The sequence below is a fragment of the Pseudomonas sp. UBA3149 genome (assembly GCF_002364655.1).
Lineage (GTDB): Bacteria > Pseudomonadota > Gammaproteobacteria > Pseudomonadales > Pseudomonadaceae > Chryseomonas > Chryseomonas luteola.
Genome location: NZ_DEYV01000030.1, coordinates 223,329 through 243,772, shown reverse-complemented (window position 1 = coordinate 243,772; position 20,444 = coordinate 223,329). Strand labels below are relative to the sequence as shown.

Below are 20,444 nucleotides of genomic sequence, written 5' to 3'. Positions count from 1 at the left end.
TATCAATGACGCTGAATAGGCGCGCCGGAAAGCTGGCTGCTATTGCAGGTATTGCGCTGATTGCAGCGGCCTGCGTTCCACTTTGGAAACACTTCTTCCCTGTCCAGGCCGCTAATGGTTGGGAGTACTCAATTTACCGCCAGGATATTCCTCACGTCAGTGCGCTGATCAGGGATGAGGCAGGCACTCTGTATGTAACGGAAGAGTTCCAGGATGGAAAGGGAAGAATCATGACGCTTTCTCCCGATGGGATGCTAAATCCTTATGTCGAAGGTCTTTCCAAGCCTGATGGTCTGACCTTCTTTCAAGGGGGGGTGGTGTATAGCCAGGAGGCCGACCGACATCCCGTCATCTGGCAAAAGGGCGATCAAAGACGCGAGCTGTTCATGGGTAATGATGTCGAAGAAGTCTCAACCGACGGACACTACCTCTACGCCATCGAAGATTTGCATGGCAACGGGCGATTGCTGCGCTATGACCCAAGCACCCAGGCGGTGACCATTCTGCGGCAGGGCCTTGATCAGGCAGAAGCCGTCGCACCTTGCCCGGACGGTTCGCTGTTCTATCTCGAAAAGCAGAAGGGTGAAATCCACCAATGGCAAGCCGATGGCCAGGACCCTATAGTGCTCACCGGTTTGAATGCGCCTGGCTTCATGGTGTGCACCACGGAGGGTGTTTGGATTACGGAAGACGCCACGCACATGGCCCGGCTGCTGCTACTCGATCGGCAGGGCAGGGAGCATGTAATCCTGAGTCATCTTCGCTCTGCCCAGACCCTTCTGCCATCACCTGACGGCAGTTTTCTGCTATCCGAGCAGGGACGCAACCGCATCCTGAAACTCCAACGCACCAAAGAAGGCGCTTAAACAATGCAACAACCGGACGCCAAACGACCCGCTAATCCAGGACGCAGGCCTATACAGCCAACTATTGTCAGTCATCTGGCCTTTACGCTGGGGAGTGCGCTGGCCTTGCTGGTCATGTTCGCCCTGCTGCGGCTGGCCTTGCTGGCTTACAATCATGAATCCATTGGCGATACGCCTGCCGGCGAGTTCATCGAGGCGTTTATCAACGGTACTCGCTTCGACCTGCGCCTGATTGCATACATCTGTGTGCCGCTACTGCTTTCACTGCTCAGCGTGCGTGCCATGGCGGCTCGCCGTCTGCACTGCGTCTGGCTCACGGTCGCTGCAAGCCTTTGCCTGTTCCTGGGTGTGGTGGAGCTGAACTTCTACCGGGAATTTCATCAGCGCCTGAATGGCTTGGTGTTCCAGTATATGCAGGAAGATCTCAAGACCGTATTCAGTATGATCTGGTACGGCTTTCCTGTTGTTCGCCTTCTGCTGGCCTGGCTGGTAGCAGCGTTATTGCTGGGATGGATGTTTCATCGTATCGAGCGGGCGACGCGGCCGAAGGTTGTCGCTTCGGACAGCACGGGAGCCCGCCCGGTTGCTTCACCTGCCTGGTATGCGCGGGGCGCGGTATTCGTGGTCTGTCTGCTGGTGGCGGTCGTTGCCGTACGTGGCACGCTGCGCCATGGTCCACCGCTGCGCTGGGGGGATGCCTATACAACGGAGTCGATGTTTGCCAATCATCTAGGGCTCAATGGCACTCTGACGCTTATCAATGCGGCAGAGCACTCCTTCTCTGACCATCGGGACAACACCTGGAAAGCGACCCTGCCCGAGGATGAGGCGCTGAAGACCGTACGCAGCATGTTGCTCACACCTCGTGATCAGCTGGTGGATGCTGATACCGCTGCCATTCGTCGCGTCTATACACCGGCGCCCGAAGCCAGGCTGCCGGGTGTACGCAATGTCGTCGTCATTCTGATGGAGAGCATGGCGGGCCGATACATTGGTGCGCTGGGCAGTACGGATAACATCACGCCCAATTTCGATGCGCTAAGCAAGGACGGCCTGCTGTTTACCCGTTTCTTTTCCAACGGCACTCATACTCACCAGGGGATGTTTGCCACCATGGCCTGCTTCCCGAACCTGCCGGCTTTCGAATACCTCATGCGGATGCCGGAGGGCAGTAACAAGTTTTCTGGACTGCCACAGATGCTCAGCCCGCGCGGCTACAACGATGTCTATGTCTACAACGGAAGTTTCGCCTGGGACAATCAGTCTGGCTTCTTTAGCAACCAGGGAATGACCTCATTCGTAGGGCGTGACGACTTTGTCAATCCGGTCTTTATCGATCCGACCTGGGGTGTCTCTGACCAGGACATGTTTGCCCGCTCGGCTGAAGAACTTAGCAAGCTCGAAAAGCAGGGCAAGCCGTTTTATGCTCTGCTGCAAACTCTTTCCAATCACACCCCTTACGCGTTACCCAAAGACCTGCCGGTTGAGCGTGTAGCCGGACACGGTTCGCTGGATGAGCATCTGACAGCGATGCGCTACGCGGACTGGTCGCTGGGTCAGTTCTTTGCCGAGGCGCGCAAGCAGCCCTATTTCAAGGACACGCTGTTCGTCATTGTGGGCGACCACGGTTTCGGTGCGCCGGAACAGTTGACGGAAATGGATCTTTTCCGCTTCAACGTACCGCTGCTGTTGATTGGGCCTGGCGTACAGGAAACCTTTGGCAGCCGCCGCGATACGATTGGTAGCCAGATCGACATAGTGCCCACCATCCTCGGCCGCTTGGGCGAGCCGGCCCGCCATCAATGCTGGGGGCGGGATTTGCTGGACCTGCCAGCAGGCGATCCTGGTGTTGCGGTTATCAAGCCGTCAGGAGGCGAGCAGACCGTGGCCATCGTGTCGGGTGACGATATTCTGGTGAAGCCCAAGGATCTTGACGCACGCCTGTATCGATACGAGTTGGGCGCTATCCGCCGTGTGGAAGTGGTTAATGATGCGGACAAGGCCTCTGCCATGCAGCACAAGCTGGATGCCTTCCTGCAAACCGCAACCGACAGCCTTTTGAATAACACGACCGGTGTGACGCCGGCGACCCAGATTCCCTCCTCGAAGTAATCGCTCTGGCGCAGCGGCAAACGCTGCGCCAGTCCTTTCCCAAACCCCATCTGCAACAGGCATGAACGAAGATGTCGCGGCACCGAATGCAGCGGCGGCAGCTTCGTTTTAAGCTTTTACCCGGCTGAAGTCGCTGCTGCCAAAAATGTCAGGGACTTCAGTTGCAATAAAGTTGAACTCGAGCTGAACACCCTGGGTCCTCGTCCTTGTAGGTAGGCACCAGGCGTGCAAAAAACGAATAAAGCCCAGATGGAGTACAACCATGGCGTTTTTTACCGCTGCCAGCAAAGCGGACTTTCAACACCAGTTACACCTTGCTCTTGCTCAGCATGTGGACGAGCCAACGCTCTCCAGGCTGACACCCTTCGCTGACCAGTTCTTCGGAATTGTCGCGTTGGAAGAACTGACCCAGCGCCGTCTTTCGGACCTTGTTGGTTGTGTACTCTCGGCCTGGCGCTTGTTGGAGCGTTTCAATCCGGCTCAGCCGCAGGTCAATGTATTCAACCCTGAATACGAGCGGCATGGTTGGCAGTCTGCCCACACGGCGGTAGAGGTCCTGCATGCCGATATCCCATTCCTCGTTGACTCGGTCCGCATGCAGATCAATCGATCCGGACACAGCGTACATACCCTGCAGAACAGTGTGCTGAGCGTACGCCGTGATGAGACAGGCCGTCTGCTGGAGGTACTGCCCAAAGGTACCCAGGGAGAAGGAGTCAGCCAGGAATCAGTCATTTTTCTTGAGATCGATCGCTGTGCTTCAGCCAGCGACATGAAGGCGCTTGAATCAGCCCTGCTTGAAGTGCTGGGCGAGGTACGCCTGGCCGTGAACGATTTCAACCCCATGAAACAGCGTGTAGCGCATCTGCTCGATCAGCTGGACACCATGGCGGGGCCAAATGTGGCGGCAGAAGAGCTGGACGAGGTGAAGACCTTCCTGGCCTGGCTCAACGATAACCACTTCACGTTCTTGGGATACGAAGAATTTACCGTCGAGAACGAGGGTGAAGGTGGTCGTATTTTCTATGACGAGTCCTCTCTGCTGGGGCTTTCGCGGCAGCTGCGCATAGGCCTTACTGCCGAAGACGCTCATATCCAGACCGAGTCGCTGCAGTATTTCCGTGAGCCGTTGCTGCTCTCGTTTGCCAAAGCTGCGTTGCCAAGCCGTGTACATCGTCCGGCCTATCCCGATTTTGTCTCTATCCGTCAGTGCGACGAACAAGGGCATGTCATTCGTGAACACCGGTTTATGGGGTTATATACCTCCAATGTCTATAACCAGAGCGTCGAAGCCATTCCCTTTATCCGGCGCAAGGCGGCGGAAGTCAGACGTCGGGCCGATTTCGGTGCCAGTGCGCACTTGGGCAAGGAACTGGCGCAGGTGCTTGAAGCACTGCCTCGTGATGATCTCTTCCAGACACCGGTAGATGATCTTTTCGCTACGGCGATGTCCATTGTGCAGATCCAGGAGCGCAACAAGGTTCGCGTCTTCCTGCGCCGCGATCCCTACGGACGCTTCTATTACTGCCTGGCCTATGTACCGCGCGACATCTATTCCACCGAGGTCCGTCAGCGCATGCAGCAGATCCTTATGGAGCGCTTGCATGGCACCGACTGCGAGTTCTGGACCTATTTCTCCGAATCCGTTCTGGCGCGTGTTCAGTTCATCCTGCGTATCGATCCGGGCCAGAAGCCGGAAATTGATCCTTCGCGTATCGAAAAGGAAATGGTGCAGGCGTGCCGGTCCTGGAAGGACGACTATGCCAGCCTGATCATCGATACCTTGGGCGAGGCGCAGGGTACAGCTGTACTGGCCGATTTCCCTCAGGGTTTCCCGGCCGGTTATCGTGAGCGTTTCGCGCCGCATCTGGCGGTGGTGGACATGCGGCATCTGCTGAACCTGTCGGAAAGCCGCCCGCTGATCATGAGCTTCTATCAGCCGCTCGGTTACAGCGGCGGCGACAATGTCCTGCATTGCAAGCTCTATCATGCGGATACGCCGCTGGCCTTGTCGGATGTGCTGCCAATCCTTGAGAACCTTGGTCTGCGCGTATTGGGTGAGTTTCCTTATCACCTGCGCAAGAAAGATGGGCGCGAATACTGGATCCACGATTTTGCCTTTACCACGGTGGCGGGGTTGCATGTGGACCTGCAACAGCTCAACGACACCTTCCAGGATGCGTTCATCCATATCGTCAATGGCAGCGCCGAGAATGACTCCTTTAACCGGCTGGTCCTGACGGCCGGGCTGCCCTGGCGTGATGTGGCCCTGCTGCGTGCCTACGCGCGTTACCTCAAGCAGATTCGCATTGGGTTCGACGTTGGCTACATTGCCAGTACGCTGAACAATCATGTGGACATTGCACGCGAGCTGACACGCCTGTTCCGTATGCGCTTCTATCTGGCGCGCCGCATGAGTCCGGAAGATCTGGAAGACAAGCAACAGCGTTTGGAACACGCGATCCTTGCAGCACTGGATAACGTGGCAGTGCTCAACGAAGACCGTATCCTGCGTCGTTACCTGGATCTGATCAAGGCAACGCTGCGAACCAACTTCTACCAGCCAGACGAAAATGGCCAGCCCAAGGGCTATTTCAGCTTCAAGTTCAATCCGCGTGCGATCCCCGAACTGCCCAAGCCTGTACCGCGATTTGAGATTTTCGTTTACTCACCACGTGTGGAAGGCGTCCACCTGCGAGGCGGCAAGGTTGCTCGTGGCGGTCTGCGTTGGTCGGATCGGGAAGAGGATTACCGTACAGAAGTGCTGGGTCTGGTAAAGGCGCAGCAGGTCAAGAACTCGGTAATCGTACCCGTAGGGGCAAAAGGTGGATTTGTGCCGCGGCGTCTGCCTGTAGGCGGTAGCCGGGACGAGATCCTGGCCGAGGCAATTGCGTGCTACCGCATCTTCATTTCCGGTTTGCTGGATATCACGGACAACCTGAAAGAGGGTGAAATCGTTCCGCCAGCGGGTGTTGTGCGTCAGGACGATGATGATCCCTATCTGGTCGTGGCAGCCGACAAAGGCACGGCGACCTTTTCGGACATTGCCAATGGTATCGCAGCTGAATACGGCTTCTGGCTGGGTGATGCGTTCGCTTCTGGCGGTTCGGCAGGTTATGACCACAAGAAAATGGGTATCACGTCGCGTGGTGCCTGGGTCAGCGTACAACGGCATTTCCGCGAGCGGGGCATTGACGTCCAGAAAGACCCGGTCACTGTACTAGGGATCGGCGACATGGCCGGCGATGTCTTTGGTAACGGCCTGCTGCGCTCGGAAAGCCTTGAGCTGGTAGCGGCATTCAACCATCTACATATTTTTATCGACCCAAACCCTGATGCTGCCCGCAGCTTCGCCGAGCGCCAGCGTCTGTTTGACCTGCCACGCTCCAGCTGGACGGACTATGACGCCAGCCTGATTTCCGAGGGTGGCGGCATTTTCTCGCGTAGTGCCAAGCGAATTGAAATTTCGCCGCAAATGAAGGAACGCTTCGATATCCAGGCCGATCAGCTGACGCCTAACGAGCTGATTCATGCACTGCTCAAGGCTCCGGTCGATCTTATCTGGAACGGCGGTATCGGTACTTACGTCAAGGCCAGCTTCGAATCCCATGCGGATATCGGAGACAAGGCCAACGATGCGCTACGGGTGAACGGCAACGAGTTGCGCGCCAAGGTGGTAGGTGAGGGCGGTAACCTGGGCATGAGCCAACTGGCACGGGTCGAGTATGGTCTCACTGGTGGCGCATGCAATACCGACTTCATTGATAATGCCGGCGGCGTGGACTGCTCTGACCATGAGGTCAACATCAAGATTCTCTTGGGCGATGTGGTGTCCTCTGGCGACATGACCCTGAAACAGCGTAATCAGCTGATGGGCGAGATGACCGATGAGGTTGGTGAGCTGGTCGTCAACAACAATTACATGCAAACCCAAGCGCTGTCTCTGGCGGAGCGTCGTGCACGGACGCATCTCATGGAGTACAAGCGTCTCATCGTGGACCTGGAAGGTCGTGGCAAGCTTGACCGCGCACTGGAGTTCCTGCCCTCTGATGATGTTCTGGCAGAGCGCGCGAGCCAGGGCATAGGCCTGACCCGTGCCGAGCTTTCGGTGCTGATCTCCTACAGCAAGATCGATTTGAAGGAACAGTTGCTCAAGTCGAGTGTGCCGGACGATGAGTACCTTAGCCGCGACATGCATACTGCGTTCCCGCAGCGCCTGACTGAGGAATTTGGCGAGGCGATGCAGCGGCATCGTCTGAAGCGCGAGATCGTGAGTACCCAGATCGCCAATGATCTGATCAACCATATGGGTATCACCTTTATCCAGCGCCTCAAGGAGTCCACCGCCATGAGCGCGGCGGATATCACGCGTGCCTATGTTGTGATGCGGGATGTCCTGCATCTGCCTCATTGGTGGCGTCAGACCGAAGCGCTGGACTATAAGGTTCCGGCAGATGTTCAGTTGAGTCTGATGGATGAGTTAATGCGCTTGGGGCGTCGTGCGACGCGCTGGTTCCTGCGCAGCCGTCGCGGTGAGCTGGATGCTGCGCGTGATGTTGCTCACTTCGGGCCACGTGTTGCCGCGCTGGGCGTTCGTTTGAACGAACTGCTCGAGGGCGAGCCACGCAGCCAGTGGGAAGGGCGGTATCAACATTACATCGATCAGGGTACGCCGGAGCTACTGGCGCGTGTGGTGGCGGGTACGACGCACATCTATACGCTTTTGCCCATCATTCAGGCGGCTGACGTGACCGGGCATGATCCTATCCAGGTAGCCTCGACCTGGTTCGCTGTTGGCAATGCGCTCGACCTGACCTGGTATCAGCAACAGCTCAACGAGTTGCCGGTTGAAAATGCCTGGCAAGCATTGGCGCGTGAAGCGTTCAGAGATGAACTGGATGCACAGCAGCGCATCATCACGATTGCGGTTTTGCAGATGCCTGAGGCACCTGAAGATAACGCTGCGCGGCTGGCCCTATGGATGGAGCACAACCGTACCATGGTGGAACGCTGGAGAGGTATGCTCAGTGATGTGCGTGCCGCCAGCGGAAAGGATTTCGCCATGTATGCGGTGGCAGCCCGTGAACTAATGGACTTGGCTAGTCTGGGTTCTGCCACGAGTTCGACGATGTAAGTCGCACCATCGATAAAAAACCCCGCCTCGGCGGGGTTTTTTATGAGCTATTTAATTTCAGCCAATCCTTTGAGCAGCGCCTTGTGAAAGCGCTCGGGATCCTGGATTTGTGGTGCATGTCCCATGTCATCAAATTCGATTAGTGTGGCATGGGGAATTGTCTTGGCTGTCTGCTTGCCTAGGGTCGTGTAATCACCCAGCGCCTTCTGCACCTCTGGGGTGGCTGCGTCCTTGCCAATGGCGGTATTGTCCTTGGTGCCTATCATGAGCAGCGTTGGCATGCGCAGCTGATCAAATTCATAGACCACCGGCTGGGTATAGATCATGTCGTACAGCAGGGCCGAATTCCAGGCTACGACCTGCTTGCCTTCACCACGATACAGCCCGGCCAGCATATCGACCCAGCGATCGTATTCAGGCTTCCACTGGCCGGCGTAATAGGTGTTCTGTTCGTACTTGCGAATACCTTCGGCGCTTGTTTTGAGCTCCCGCTCGTACCATTGATCAACACTACGGTAAGGCACACCTTTGGTTTTCCAGTCTTCAAGGCCAATGGGGTTAACCATGACCAGCTGCTCGACCTGGCTGGGGTAGAGCAGGGCATAGCGGGTAGCCAGCATGCCACCGGTGGAATGACCTAAAACTGTGACCTTGTCTACACCCAGATGCTCAAGAAGCGCGTGGGTATTCACCGCCAGCTGCTGAAAGGTATATTGATAGTGTTCAGGTTTGGTGGATTTACAGAAACCAATCTGGTCCGGCGCTACGACCCGATAACCGGCCCCGCTCAGTTGGGCTATGGTCGTTTCCCAGGTTCCGGCACAAAAGTTCTTTCCATGCATCAACACCACGGTACGCCCGTTAGGTGTTGCGGTAGGCTTCACATCGATGTAAGCCATTTGCAGGCGTTGATTTTGGGATGTGAACTCAAACTCACTTACCGGGTAAACGTATTCGAAACCTTCCAGACGTGGACCATAGGCGGCATCGGCAGCCAACGCCGAATGTGTCAGGGTAGCTAGCAGCAAAGCAGGGGCGAGGCGCGCGAACATGGATAACTTGCTCCTTAGGATGATTCAGCCGTTTCGACTTACCCTAGGTAACTAATAGTTCCGCAGTCCACCAGCACTGTTTGACAAGACATGTACAACAGGAAAGCTCTAGCAGGCGGATCACAGATCTTTAGCGCTATCCCGATCAATCACACTTGTACAATAACGTACCTATGCAGGCACAATAGGCATAGATAAATTATCCATACGTAACAACAGGAGAGGATGCTTGGCCGTCGCCGACAATCCCAGTTCCTCGCTTCCAGCCAGCACGCTGACGGAATGTGCGAAAGAACCTATACACATTCCCGGTAGTATCCAGCCACATGGGTTTCTGCTGGCCCTGAGCGAGCCGAGCCTGACGATTACTCAGGTTAGCCAAAACGTACAGGATTATCTGCATGCCAGCCCTGCCGATCTGCTAGGGAAGTGCCTGAGTGATTTTCTGCCAGAAACGAATCTGTCCGAGCGGCTGAAAGAGCTGGTCATCGAGGACCACAATCCCTTCTATCTGGGTGACGTGGCCTTGCGGCTTGGCGATAACGGCTACTGTTTTGCCATGTTCGTGCATCGTTTCGATGATGTATTGATCGCCGAGTTCGAAGCGGCCGGCACGGCGGCAATGGCCTACACAACGATGTATCCGTTGGTGCGTACCTTTGTCGAGCAGCTGCAGCATGCCGAGTCCATTGAGGCGCTTTGCCTGCTGGCGGTACGAGAGGTCAAGCGCATTACGCAGTTTGGCCGAGTACTGGCATATCGCTTCGATCACGACGGCCATGGCCAGGTGATTGCCGAAGAGGCAGACGAGGGTTACGACCGTTACCTTGGCCATGTCTTCCCCGAGTCGGATATCCCGGCTCAAGCGCGTCGGCTTTATCTTGAAAACCGGATTCGTGTCATTCAGGACGCCCATTACGAGCCCTCTATCATCGAGCCTTCCGTCAACCCGGAAACGGGGCGCCCACTGGACTTGAGCTTTGCAATGCTACGCAGCGTATCGCCAGTGCATGTCCAATACATGCGTAACATGGGTACGCAGGCCTCGATGTCCATTTCCATTCTGGTGGATAACGAGCTCTGGGGGCTGATTTCCTGCCACGATGCCGAGCCAAAGTCAGTGAGCTTCCAGAAGCGCACTGGCTGCGAACTCCTGGGACGTATGCTGTCCTTGCAGATCGAGGCTGGTGAGTCTCACAAGTTATCCGATCGCCGCCTGTCGCTTCGGCAGATGATCGTGCAGTTGCTGGCCGCGATGGCTGACCGCGACAGTGTTATCGAAGGCATCGCTGAAGTACCCGATATTTTTCTCCGGTTCGCCAGTGCCTCGGGTGGCGCTATCGTATCGGCTGAGCGCTGCGACCTGATTGGCCAGACGCCCCCGCGCTCGGTCGTCGAGTCGTTGGTGATGTGGCTCTCGACGCATGTTGAAGATGATTTCCATACCAACAATGTGACGCGTGATATTCCCGAACTGGAGTTGGGCGGCTATGTTGCCGGTCTGCTGGCAGTGCCGATCTCCGAGCTTCACTCCCATTACCTGATCTGGTTCAGGCCTGAGCAGGTTCAGGTCGTCAACTGGGCCGGGCCGCCGCATAAGGCGGTGCAGGACGACGGAATGCTCAATCCCCGCCTGAGCTTTAGCACGTGGCAGGAAACCGTCCGAGGCTTCTCACTGCCGTGGGACCCGCTGGAGGTCGAGGGCAGCATCGAGCTGCGTAATGCCGTTCGCGGTATCGTCTTGCGCAAGGCTGAAGAGTTGGCCGAGCTGGCAGAAGAGCTCAAGCGAACCAATAAGGAACTTGAAGCCTTTTCCTACAGCGTCTCACATGACCTGCGTGCGCCTCTTCGGCACATTGCCGGTTATGCAGAATTACTCAATGACTTCGAGGGCGACAAGCTCTCTGATCGCGGCGCACGCTTCCTTGAGAATATCGGCGTTTCAGCACGGTTTGCCGGAACCCTGGTTGACAACCTGCTGAGCTTTTCCCAGATGGGAAGGGCTGCGATCCGCTATTCCGATGTCAATGTCGCAGCCTTGATCGAAGCGATTCGTCAGGAGATGGCGCCTGACTTTGCCGGGCGCAACATCGAGTGGAAGGTCGAGCCATTGCCGATGGTCATTGCAGATGCGGCTTTTATTCATCTGGCGCTCCGCAACCTGATTTCCAACGCGATCAAGTACACCCGCAACCGCGAGCAGGCGGTTATCGAGATCGGCTCAGAATCAACCGACAAGGAAGACATTTTCCATGTCAGGGATAACGGGGTCGGATTCAACATGGATTACGTGGGCAAGCTGTTCGGCGTCTTCCAGCGACTGCACCATATGGACGAGTTCGAAGGCATCGGTATCGGCCTTGCCACTGTCCGCCGTATCATAGAACGCCATGATGGCAGGGTCTGGGCTGAGGGCGAGCCGGGCACAGGTGCCACGTTCTATTTTGCTTTACCGAAACAGCGCCCCCTTTCCACACAGAAACGTTGAGACTCCTTCTATGCTTAAGCCGATTCTTCTGATCGAGGATAATCCGCACGATCTCGAGCTGACGCTGGTTGCGCTTGAACGGAGCCAGTTGGCCAACGAGGTCATTGTTCTGCGCGACGGTGCCGAGGCGTTGGACTATCTCATGCGCCGGGGCGCTCATGCTGAGCGACTTGAGGGAAATCCGGCGGTAATGCTGCTGGACTTGAAATTACCCAAGGTCGATGGCCTTGAGGTGCTCAAAGAAGTGCGTGATACCCCGTCATTGCGCAGCATACCGGTTGTAATGCTGACCTCTTCTCGCGAGGAGCCTGATCTGGAGCGGGCCTATCAGCTCGGTGTCAATGCTTATGTGGTAAAACCTGTTGAGTTTCGTGATTTCGTAGCGGCCATCAGCGACCTAGGCATCTTCTGGGCTGTGCTCAACGAGCCGCCACCCGGTTCGTTCCGTCTAACCCGTCGCCCCGGCTCATAGTGAGGTCCTTATCAAATCCTATACTGCAGATGATCCGAACGGCCTGATTTCACGTTCCATGCTCGTGGAACCTGCTCGGCGAAGCAATATGTCCTTACCGAAACGCATCAAGATATTGTTGGTCGAGGATAGCAAGCTCGACGTCGAGCTGATCCTTATCGAACTGGAGCGCAACGGCTTTAGTCTTGAGCCGACGGTTGTGTATGACCGAGCGGGGCTTGACGCAGCACTGTGCGGCCAGCCGTTCGATCTTATTCTGTCGGATATCATCCTGCCTGGCTTCTCTGGAGCCGAGGCGCTCAAAGTGGCGCGCGTAGCGGCTCCCGATACGCCGTTCATCTTTGTTTCCGGCATTTTTGGTGAGGCACATGCCGTTGAGATGATGCGCCTGGGCGCGAATGACTACGTGCTCAAACAGAGTCTGGAGCTGCTTTCTACTTCTGTAGAGCGTGCACTGACTGTTGTGCATGAACGACGGGAGCGCCGCAAGGCCGAAGAGGCTCTGCAAACGCTTGAAGTGCGCTCCCGGCTGGCAATCGATGCGGCGCGCCTGGGCATGTGGGAGCTTCAACCCGAGACCAACTGCCTGCTGTGGGACGAGCGCTGCAAGGCTATGTTCGACTTGCCTTCGGACGCACAGGTCGATTTGGAGTTGTTTGCTCGACTGGGGCATCCGGACGAAGTCCAGAAAATGTTTGATGCGGTCCGCCGTGCTACCGAGCATAGCAATGACCAGGAATATCACGCGGAATACCGGATTTCTCTTCCTGCTGGAGAACAGCGCTGGATCGAGGCGAGAGGCAAGGCATTCTTCGAGGATGGCATCTGCACCCGCCTGCTCGGGGTAATGATGGATATCACCCAGCAGAAGCGGGCCACCGAAGCGCTGGAGCAACTCAATACCTTGCTGGGCGAACGTGTACAGGAACGTACACGCGAGCGCGACCGTACCTGGGATCTGTCACGAGACCTGTTGATCGTAACCGGATCACAAGGTCGTCTGTTGGCATTGAATCCGGCCTGGGCTGAGACCCTAGGATGGGATCGCCAGGCCTTGATCGACAAGCCGTTCATTGAGCTGGTGCATTGTGATGGTCGCAGCATTACCCAGGCTGAGCTGAACAGTGTCAGTAACGGCCGGATAACCAACCGGTTCGTTAATCGTATTCAGCATCGAGACGGCAGCTATCGCTGGATTTCCTGGACGGCTGTGCCCGAAGATGGAAAGTTGTATGGCTCGGGGCGAGACATCACCGCTGAAGTGGATGCCATGGAAGAGCTGGCGACAGCCAACCGGCAGTTGCGTGAGCAGATCAATGAGCGGGAGCGCGTAGAGGCGACGCTGCAGCAAATGCAGCGCTTGGAAGCCGTGGGTCAGCTTACGGCCGGTGTTGCGCATGACTTCAACAATCTATTGACTGTCATTCTCAGCAGTGCGGCGTTCATGGGGCGCGATCTGGAAAAGGGCACTTTAGAAAAGTTGCCTTCGCGTCTGCAGAACGTTCGCGAGGCGGGAGAGCGAGGCGCCAAGCTGATTGGCCAGTTATTGGCGTTTTCACGACGCCAGCGTCTTGCGCCAAAGCCTGTTGAGCTAAACGAGACGGTCAACAGCATGCTGGCCTTGCTGCAAAGCACCATGGGCGGCAGCGTGTGGATTGAGACCTCCCTGGAGCCGGGGCTTTGGCATGCCTTGGTCGATCCGACCCAGATCGAGTTGATCATCCTGAATCTGGCAATTAATGCTCGGGATGCCATGAGCGTAGGCGGGTCGCTGCGTCTGACCACGGCCAACCAGACGATTACCGCTGCACCTTCGCGGCCTGAAGAGCCAGAGCCGGGCGATTACGTCATGATGTCCGTGCGGGATTCTGGCACGGGTATGACAGATGAGGTGCTGGCCAAGGCATTCGAACCGTTCTTTACTACCAAGGAAGTAGGCAAGGGGTCTGGCCTGGGGCTTGCTCAGGTGTTTGGTTTTGCCAAGCAATCCGGTGGTGGAGTGCGCATCGAAACCGAATTGGGTGTAGGCACCGAAGTCAAAGTATTTCTACCTCGCGCCGAGGTGGAGTTGGATGATGCGGCGTCGGATACCCAGGCAGCCTCCGAAAGTCGCATGGATGGACCCAGACGTACGATCCTGCTGGTTGATGATGACAGTGCCGTTCGGGAGGTTACCTCAACGCTGCTTCAGGAGCTGGGATATAGCGTCATCGAGGCGCAAAACGGTTTTGCTGCATTGGCGGTGATAGAGCGTACGGCCAAGATTGATCTGTTGCTGGCTGACTTTGCCATGCCGGGCATGAACGGCGCCGAGCTTGCCCGAACGTTGCGCCAACGCCAGCCCGATCTTCCGGTAGTCTTCATTACCGGATACGCCGAACTCGGCGAGCTGGACGAGCAGGAATATTTCATCGTACCCAAGCCCTTCCGAGAAAATGACCTGGCGAACAAGGTTCATTCAGCCCTGAAAGGCTCCAATCCCTTGAAAGTAGTACAGCAGACATGAGTACGTCCTCTATTCGTGAGCGTTTACGACAGGCCGGTGGCGAATTACATCAGCAGGTGGACGCCTTGTTTTCGTCCTATCGACTAACGGATCTGGATGGCTACCAGACGTTTCTGGTTGCCCATGCATGGGCCTTGTTTCCCATGGAGGAGATGCTTGAGTCCTCCGGCATCGAAGCGATGATGCCTGACTGGAAGCAGCGTCGGCGTCGGTTTGCGTTGGCCGAAGACTTGGCCGTGCTGGGTGTGTCTGTACCTGAATATAAGCCTTTGCAGGCCTGCAGTAATGAGGCCACCCTTTGGGGATATGCTTATGTGCTTGAAGGGTCACGGCTCGGCGGCAAGATGATTGCCCGTTATGTGGCTGGTAGTGATGAACCATTGGTTCGGGCTGCAACTCATTATCTGAGTCATGTTCCTGACTCCGGGCCGGCCGGATGGCCTGCTTTTCTGGCAGAGCTGGAGCATCGGGCGGTACATTGGAAAGAAGACGATCTCTTCACCGGTCAATCTCAAGCCTTTGGCTTGTTTTTACAGGCAGGGCAACGCTTTCAACCGGTCGCCTCAAGCATCGCCTGATTCTTCAGGCGGTAACGGCGCTGTGGGTGTCCTTTCATCAGGAATCGCTCCAATCTGGCGTAGGCGAACCAACAGATCGGGAGCGCCTGCCAATTTGAGTCCCTGACCTAGCGCATCGCTTAACGGTGACTGACGGGGCAGCAGAAGCCATTCTAGCTGCTCCGGGTGTCCGGGAAGAGTAAGTCGGGCATAGGGAATGGCGTTATCAATCAGTAGTTTTACAAACCCTCGCTCGTTCCAGCACTCCGAGGGTACGGCAAGTACATGGAAGGCTTCACCGAGTGTCTCTACCGCAGCCGGATCGAGCTGATAGGTCGTCAATTCTGCGGGCAGTAGATATTCAAGGCCTCTTAAGCGTGCATAGGCTACTGCGCCTGCAAAAGCGCAAACCTGCTGCTCATCGCCATACCAGAACAGCCGTGAGCCGCGCCAGCTCGCTTCACGAAGCTGCAGTGAAAAGCGGTTTCCTGCCAGGGCCTGGCCCAGTGTGGCCTCAAAGTCGCGATAACTGATAATGCGTACATGGCGGCGACAGTAGGGTGTAGCGGCCAGCTCTTCAAAGCTGCTCGCCGAGACCGTGCTGACGGCGGGGTGGCGTGTATAGACGCCGTTGATCCAGCGCAGGTCGAAGCTGGAGTAGTTGATCTGCCGCGTCTTGATGAGCTGGCTGAGAAGCTCATAGGCAGGCGCCTTGTCTTCCTGAACCGGACCTGAGAGTGCTCCACGTGACAGGGAAATCAATTGATACAGGGGAAGCCCTTCATCCCACCAGATGCTTTCGACATCCTCCGGGAGTGGCTGAAAATCAAGATCCAGACGGCTGGCGCGATGCAGTACTCGACTGGCCGACTGGCCAAGTCTCAAGCGCTGGGTAAGCGCCATGAACCGAGCGCTGAGGCTTAACGCATTCCGCTGGCTCATTTTCCCTCCGTGGGGCAATTCACTGGCGCTCCATTTGTATCCAAAGACCCGCTGGCTAACGGTGGGCCATCGGACTCTGCCGATTGATAAAGATTCACTGATGGCACTAACAATTAACTATGGCATGCACAGAAAAGTCTGCGCGTTTTTCTTCCGAACGGTTGGGACTAACCCGAGGAAGTGGAGCACGAGTTGAAAGGCACCAGCTAAATACGAGCAGGTTTTGAAAAATACTCTTTTTATTCTGACATTTTATAACTCGTTCAGTTCGTTACTGATAACTGCTTTGCAATTACAAAAGAGCTGTGCGGTTTATTCCCGCTGCTGGCATGGCGAGACTCGTGACTTGTTGAACTGTATAATGGCGAGTCCTTCCATTCGAACAGCCCTTGCCCATGTACTCCACGGTTCGTAACCTACTGTTCAAGCTTTCTCCGGAAACGTCCCACGATCTGACCCTTGATCTGATTGGTGCTGGTGGCAGGCTGGGTCTCAATGGCCTGTTTCATCGCCAGCCTTCGTTCCCCGTCACGGTCATGGGGCTGGAGTTCGCCAACCCTGTAGGCTTGGCGGCTGGACTGGATAAAAACGGTGCTGCCATCGACGGTTTTTCACAGTTGGGGTTCGGTTTTGTCGAGGTGGGTACGGTAACGCCAAGGCCACAGCCGGGTAACCCTCGGCCACGACTGTTCCGTATTCCCCAGGCTGAGGCCATCATCAATCGCATGGGGTTCAACAACCTGGGCGTTGACCATCTGATTCAGCGGGTTCGGGCCTCCCGGTACGAAGGCATTCTTGGAATCAATATCGGCAAGAATTTCGATACGCCTGTCGAGCGTGCCGCTGACGATTATCTGCTATGCCTGGACAAGGTCTATGAGCATGCCAGCTACGTGACCGTCAACGTCAGCTCGCCTAATACACCCGGACTGCGCAGCCTGCAATTTGGTGACTCGCTCAAAGCGCTTCTGGAAGCGCTTCGGCTTCGTCAGGAGGATCTGGCGGTGCGTTACGGCAAGCGAGTGCCGATTGCCATCAAGATCGCGCCGGACATGACGGATGAAGAGACTGTACTGGTAGCCCATGCCATTCATCAGGCAGGCATGGATGCGATCATCGCGACGAACACGACTCTGAGCCGGGACGGCGTGGAGAATCTTCCCTATGCTGCCGAGGCGGGCGGTCTTTCCGGTGCGCCGGTGCGTGATAAGAGTACGCATACGATACGTGTGCTGGCGTCGGAGCTAAAGGGCAAACTGCCCATTATTGCGGCAGGCGGCATTACCGAGGGTATCCACGCAGAGCAGAAGACAGCGGCGGGTGCGAGCCTGGTTCAAATCTATACCGGCTTCATTTACAAGGGACCGGCACTCATTCGCGAGTCAGTAGATGCTATCGCTTCGACAATCAAAAGGGCTCCTTAAGGAGCCCTGTGCCTCGTTGGAGGCGTATCTGGTGTTCACCAGTGCGATCTGTTTGAGGGCGTTAAGTCACCCATCCAAAACGAATTAGGTTGTATCAGCCTGCTACGTTGAGTTGATTTAAGCGATGAATACCTGCTGTGCCGATGAAGCCATCCCAGTGGTCGCCGCGGCCTTCGCGCCAGCCGTTCATCCAGGCCTGGCGGATTTTTTGATGGTTAAAGGGGCAAAGATCGCGGGATTTTCCGCTAACGCCGTGCTGATAACCACGTTGAAAAGCTCGTTCCATCGGATCACGCTTAAGTCTTCTCATAGGGTGTTGCCCTCGTTTGTTGACTGTTTTTCCAATGGCCCTTGGGCCTCGTGGAAGCGTTGCCGGCGTGACGCTTCTCATCCCGCTCATTGCGAATCGGGATTGGTTAAGTTCTAACCAATGGTTACAGCTATGTGAATGATCGTTTTGGCATAACCATAGTGTTTTTATCAAATCTAACCATAACGACCGGCTAAGAAAGACCTTTACCAGGCCGGTCCTAACAGTCAAAGCCTTATGTAATAGGGCTTTTTATGGTTTTCAGTTTTCTGGCTGGTCAGTAAACCTGCCATCAATGAGTAATGACGATTCATGACCAATCAATACGAATTGTTTCTGACGTGCCCTAAAGGGCTGGACGGGCTGCTATTGGACGAGGCACAAGCGCTTGGTCTGGAGCAGGCACGCGCTCAGGTCTCTGCCATACGTGGACAGGGCACGCTGGAAACAGCCTATCGGCTTTGCCTCTGGTCACGTTTGGCAAACCGGGTGCTGTTGGTACTGTCGCGCTTTACAGTAACCAATGCCGATACCCTTTACGACGGGGTGGCGGCTATTGATTGGAGCGAACACCTTGAGCCCAACGGGACATTGGCCGTTGAATTTTCCGGAAAGGGTTCGGGGATTGATAACACACATTTCGGCGCGCTGAAGGTTAAGGACGCTATTGTCGATGGGCTGCGCAGGGTATCGGGGCAGCGTCCGTCGATTGACAAGGTGCGGCCGGACGTTCGCATTCACGTTCATCTGGATCGAGGTGAAGCGACGGTATCGCTGGATTTGTCCGGGCACAGCCTGCACCAGCGAGGTTACCGTCTGCAGCAGGGTGCTGCACCGCTCAAGGAAAATCTGGCGGCGGCCATTCTGATTCGTGCGGGCTGGCCGCAACTGGCCGCGCAGGGCGGCGCGTTGGCTGACCCGATGTGTGGGGTAGGGACGTTCCTTGTTGAGGCAGGGTTGATGGCTGCGGACATCGCGCCCAATCTGAAGCGGGAACATTGGGGGTTCTCGAACTGGTTGGGGCATATCCCGGCGGTGTGGAATCGCTTGATTGACGAGGCCGAGGATCGAGCTGTCGCCGGGCTTGCGCGTCCACCGCTATGGATTCGCGGGTATGAAGCAGACCCTCGGCTTATTCAACCCGCCCGCAATAATATCGAACGGGCAGGGCTGGGCGACTGGATCAAGGTTTATCAGGGAGAAGTAGCGAGTTTTGAACCGCGACCAGATAAGAACCAGACTGGTCTAGTCATCTGCAACCCACCCTATGGCGAGCGCCTAGGGGATGAGGCAAGCCTGCTGTATCTCTATCAGAACCTGGGTGAGCGTCTGCGCATGAGTTGCTTGAACTGGCGTGCCGGTGTGTTTACGGGAGCACCGGAGCTGGGCAAGCGCATGGGTATCCGCAGCCACAAGCAATATGCCTTCTGGAACGGTGCACTGCCTTGCAAGCTGCTCATGTTCGAGATCGAACCACGGCAATTTGTGACTGGTGAACGTTCTGCCACATCATCGCAATCCCGTAATGAGGCGCAGGTAGCATCGGAACCTGCCAAGCTGAGCGAAGGCGGGCAGATGTTTGCCAATCGCCTGCAAAAGAACCTGAAGCAACTTTCCAAATGGGCGCGTAAGGAAGAGATCGAGTGTTATCGCGTGTATGACGCGGACATGCCCGAGTACGCTGTTGCCGTCGATCTGTACCGTGACTGGGTTCATGTGCAGGAATACGCACCGCCGAAGACTATCGACCCGGAAAAGGCGCAGTCGCGGTTGTTGGACGCATTGGCAGCCATTCCGCAGGCGCTGAATGTTGATCCTGCTCGTGTGGTCGTGAAGCGTCGCGAGCGCCAGACTGGTAAGAAGCAGTACGAGCGTCAGGCTGCGCAGGGTCACTTTATGGAGGTGATCGAAGGGGGTGTGAAGCTTCTGGTCAACCTGACCGACTATCTGGACACCGGCCTGTTCCTGGATCATCGACCCTTGCGCTTGCGTATCCAGCAGGAGGCCGCTGGCAAGCGTTTCCTGAACCTGTTCTGTTACACCGCGACGGCGACTGTACATGCAGCGGTTGGCGGTGCCCGCAGCACCACCAGCGTAGACATGTCACGGACCTATCTGGACTGGGGACGTCGCAATCTGGCGCTCAATGGCTTTTCTGACAAGCATCGTCTGGAACAAGCCAATGTCATGGAGTGGCTCGATGAGAACCGGGGAGAGTACGATCTGATCTTTATCGATCCGCCAACCTTCTCCAACTCCAAGCGTATGGAGGGCGTGTTCGATGTTCAGCGTGATCACGTTTCACTGATCGATATGGCCATGGCTCGGCTTGCCCGGGGAGGCATCCTTTATTTTTCGAACAACTTCCGAAAGTTCGAGCTGGATGCCTCGCTCGCAGCACGCTACCAGGTAGAAGAGATTACGCACGAGACACTTGATCCGGATTTTGCACGGAACAGCAAGATTCACAGAGCGTGGCGGATTTCGGCTAAGCCAAAAGCATAATGATGCGCTCGCTTGTGACTTCTGTCATGAAGCGGGCCAAAACTTGAAACCCTGAGGGTCGATGAGAGTCGACCTT

General features: G+C 56.1%; 12 protein-coding genes. 9 read left to right on the top strand and 3 right to left on the bottom strand.

Annotation, left to right across the window (positions count from 1 at the left end; all coding sequences use genetic code 11):
* The first annotated feature begins 5 nt into the window (after positions 1-5).
* From B3729_RS19105 to B3729_RS19095, 3 genes are all read left to right on the top strand, one after another.
* On the top strand, positions 6-866 hold the full coding sequence (locus B3729_RS19105) for a hypothetical protein (protein ID WP_286788709.1): 861 nt from the start codon (positions 6-8) through the stop codon (positions 864-866).
* Positions 867-869: 3 nt separating this feature from the next.
* Positions 870-2,978, top strand: a complete 2,109-nt coding sequence (locus B3729_RS19100; RefSeq protein WP_286788708.1) for an LTA synthase family protein — start codon at positions 870-872, stop codon at positions 2,976-2,978.
* 262 nt (positions 2,979-3,240) lie between these two features.
* Complete coding sequence (locus B3729_RS19095; protein WP_286788707.1) at positions 3,241-8,112, top strand: NAD-glutamate dehydrogenase; 4,872 nt, start codon at positions 3,241-3,243, stop codon at positions 8,110-8,112.
* A 47-nt stretch (positions 8,113-8,159) separates the two neighbouring features.
* On the opposite strand, the gene B3729_RS19090 is transcribed toward B3729_RS19095, so the two are convergent.
* A complete protein-coding gene (locus tag B3729_RS19090) occupies positions 8,160-9,164 on the bottom strand; it encodes an alpha/beta fold hydrolase (RefSeq protein WP_286788706.1) in 1,005 nt (334 codons plus the stop codon).
* Positions 9,165-9,393: 229 nt separating this feature from the next.
* On the opposite strand from B3729_RS19090, the gene B3729_RS19085 reads away from it, so the two are divergent.
* The 4 genes from B3729_RS19085 to B3729_RS19070 all read left to right on the top strand — a co-directional run bounded on the left by B3729_RS19085 (position 9,394) and on the right by B3729_RS19070 (position 15,208).
* Positions 9,394-11,652, top strand: coding sequence for an ATP-binding protein (locus B3729_RS19085; RefSeq protein WP_074825321.1), 2,259 nt, complete (start codon positions 9,394-9,396; stop codon positions 11,650-11,652).
* A 10-nt stretch (positions 11,653-11,662) separates the two neighbouring features.
* Positions 11,663-12,124: a response regulator gene (locus tag B3729_RS19080; protein WP_073449641.1), complete on the top strand. Its 462-nt coding sequence runs from the start codon at positions 11,663-11,665 to the stop codon at positions 12,122-12,124.
* Between the two features lie 88 nt (positions 12,125-12,212).
* Positions 12,213-14,630 carry a response regulator gene (locus tag B3729_RS19075; RefSeq protein ID WP_286788705.1) on the top strand — a complete coding sequence of 806 codons (2,418 nt, stop codon included), beginning with the start codon at positions 12,213-12,215 and terminating at the stop codon, positions 14,628-14,630.
* Positions 14,627-15,208: a biliverdin-producing heme oxygenase gene (locus B3729_RS19070; RefSeq protein ID WP_122042823.1), complete on the top strand. Its 582-nt coding sequence runs from the start codon at positions 14,627-14,629 to the stop codon at positions 15,206-15,208. The genes B3729_RS19075 and B3729_RS19070 overlap by 4 nt, the downstream gene beginning before the upstream one ends.
* Here B3729_RS19070 and B3729_RS19065 read toward each other — a convergent pair.
* Entirely contained in the window at positions 15,194-16,129 is a 936-nt protein-coding gene (locus B3729_RS19065) for a hypothetical protein (RefSeq protein ID WP_185749663.1), read from the bottom strand. The genes B3729_RS19070 and B3729_RS19065 overlap by 15 nt on opposite strands.
* Before the next feature lie 395 nt (positions 16,130-16,524).
* Here B3729_RS19065 and B3729_RS19060 point away from each other — a divergent pair, with 395 nt between their 5' ends.
* Positions 16,525-17,553 carry a quinone-dependent dihydroorotate dehydrogenase gene (locus B3729_RS19060; protein ID WP_286788704.1) on the top strand — a complete coding sequence of 343 codons (1,029 nt, stop codon included), beginning with the start codon at positions 16,525-16,527 and terminating at the stop codon, positions 17,551-17,553.
* 94 nt (positions 17,554-17,647) lie between these two features.
* Here the strand turns inward: B3729_RS19060 and rmf are convergent, their stop codons facing one another.
* On the bottom strand, positions 17,648-17,863 hold the full coding sequence (rmf, locus tag B3729_RS19055; protein ID WP_010797981.1) for a ribosome modulation factor: 216 nt from the start codon (positions 17,861-17,863) through the stop codon (positions 17,648-17,650).
* 312 nt (positions 17,864-18,175) lie between these two features.
* Between rmf and rlmKL the strand changes: the two genes are divergently transcribed.
* Positions 18,176-20,368 (top strand): bifunctional 23S rRNA (guanine(2069)-N(7))-methyltransferase RlmK/23S rRNA (guanine(2445)-N(2))-methyltransferase RlmL, encoded by a 2,193-nt coding sequence (gene rlmKL / locus B3729_RS19050; protein ID WP_286788703.1) that lies wholly within the window; start codon positions 18,176-18,178, stop codon positions 20,366-20,368.
* Positions 20,369-20,444 lie beyond the last annotated feature (76 nt).

Bases quoted from the DNA above. Each gene is read 5' to 3' on its own strand.
- B3729_RS19105 (WP_286788709.1), top strand. From the start codon at position 6: ATGACGCTGAATAGGCGCGCCGGAAAGCTGGCTGCTATTGCAGGTATT.
- B3729_RS19100 (WP_286788708.1), top strand. From the start codon at position 870: ATGCAACAACCGGACGCCAAACGACCCGCTAATCCAGGACGCAGGCCT.
- B3729_RS19095 (WP_286788707.1), top strand. From the start codon at position 3,241: ATGGCGTTTTTTACCGCTGCCAGCAAAGCGGACTTTCAACACCAGTTA.
- B3729_RS19090 (WP_286788706.1), bottom strand. From the start codon at position 9,164: ATGTTCGCGCGCCTCGCCCCTGCTTTGCTGCTAGCTACCCTGACACAT.
- B3729_RS19080 (WP_073449641.1), top strand. From the start codon at position 11,663: ATGCTTAAGCCGATTCTTCTGATCGAGGATAATCCGCACGATCTCGAG.
- B3729_RS19075 (WP_286788705.1), top strand. From the start codon at position 12,213: ATGTCCTTACCGAAACGCATCAAGATATTGTTGGTCGAGGATAGCAAG.
- B3729_RS19070 (WP_122042823.1), top strand. From the start codon at position 14,627: ATGAGTACGTCCTCTATTCGTGAGCGTTTACGACAGGCCGGTGGCGAA.
- B3729_RS19065 (WP_185749663.1), bottom strand. From the start codon at position 16,129: ATGAGCCAGCGGAATGCGTTAAGCCTCAGCGCTCGGTTCATGGCGCTT.
- B3729_RS19060 (WP_286788704.1), top strand. From the start codon at position 16,525: ATGTACTCCACGGTTCGTAACCTACTGTTCAAGCTTTCTCCGGAAACG.
- rmf (WP_010797981.1), bottom strand. From the start codon at position 17,863: ATGAGAAGACTTAAGCGTGATCCGATGGAACGAGCTTTTCAACGTGGT.
- rlmKL (WP_286788703.1), top strand. From the start codon at position 18,176: ATGACCAATCAATACGAATTGTTTCTGACGTGCCCTAAAGGGCTGGAC.